Here is a 1033-nt window from a genome sequence, read left to right on the forward strand (position 1 = left end):
GCCTGGAACGCGCTCATCGCCGAAACCGGCCGCATCAAATCCCTCTGCTTCCCGCCTTGGCTCCAGAAGGTCATTTCATAGGAGAGGCGGTATCAGGGGCAGCGTGTCGAGTTCAGCCGGCTCAGCGCCGACGGCTGCGCCACCATCCTGGACCGCTACACAGTGGGGACCGAAATCGACGGCGGCGGAGCGATCCGTGGCATCCGCCCCCGCGTCCACCCCGACGCCGAACTGGTGGCCGAGGCCATCGAGCGGCTGCCGGCCTCGGAGCGCCGGGTCATCCTGCATCACGCCCGCCACGCCAACCGGCCCGACTGGCTGCCGCTGGCCGCGCCGCTGGTCGCGGTGAAGCGGCCGAGCGACACGCGCGGCCGGTATCGTCACGTCATCGCCGAGGCCTGGGAGCCCACGCCGAAGCAGAGCGAGGTCGCAGCCCTGTATTTCCAGCGCGGGATCTCGCTGCTGGACCCGCATGGCCGGCGCCGCATCACCGAGGAGGAGCGCGGCTTTCGCTTCCGCGTGTTTGGCGACGCCACCCGGCAACTGCTGGTGCGCTGGTGCCCGTTGGAGCCCAGGCACAGCGACGTGGAGATCGTCGAGACCAACGAGGCCTACCTGTTCTGGCACGGCGCCATGGTGGCGCTGGGCGAGGCCCTGGCCCGCGCCTCGCTGCGCAATCACACCCTCGCCGGCTTCACCGCGCCGGAGCGCCCTTGGAACGCCAAATAGGATAATAGTCCTTGATATCCGGTCAATAGGTTGACAGGGTGGGCGGGACGCATTGCGCGCGAATGGAAGCTCGCCCGGCGAGAAGCCGTGGCGGGCTTCGTGCTGTCCGGGGGCTGGCGTGGCTCGGCATGTCTTCGAGGCCGTCCTGTGCCTCCAACTCGGCCCGGTCGACCGGGAGTTCGACGCCCGCATCACCCACCAGGGCGACCCCTGTCAGTGCCGGGTGAGGGCCCATCCGCATTCCCGGTGCAGAGAACCAACTCGAGCGAGGCCATTCAGGCAGCTTCGAGGACACGATGGCGCA

The 1033-nt window shown here is 68.9% G+C and carries 1 protein-coding gene; it reads left to right on the forward strand.

The window, feature by feature from the left end:
• The first annotated feature begins 162 nt into the window (after positions 1–162).
• Positions 163–729, forward strand: coding sequence for a hypothetical protein (locus J2847_RS33930; RefSeq protein ID WP_209783119.1), 567 nt, complete (start codon positions 163–165; stop codon positions 727–729).
• The last annotated feature ends 304 nt before the right edge of the window (positions 730–1033 follow it).

Source organism: Azospirillum agricola, assembly GCF_017876095.1.
Classification (GTDB): Bacteria; Pseudomonadota; Alphaproteobacteria; order Azospirillales; family Azospirillaceae; genus Azospirillum; species Azospirillum agricola.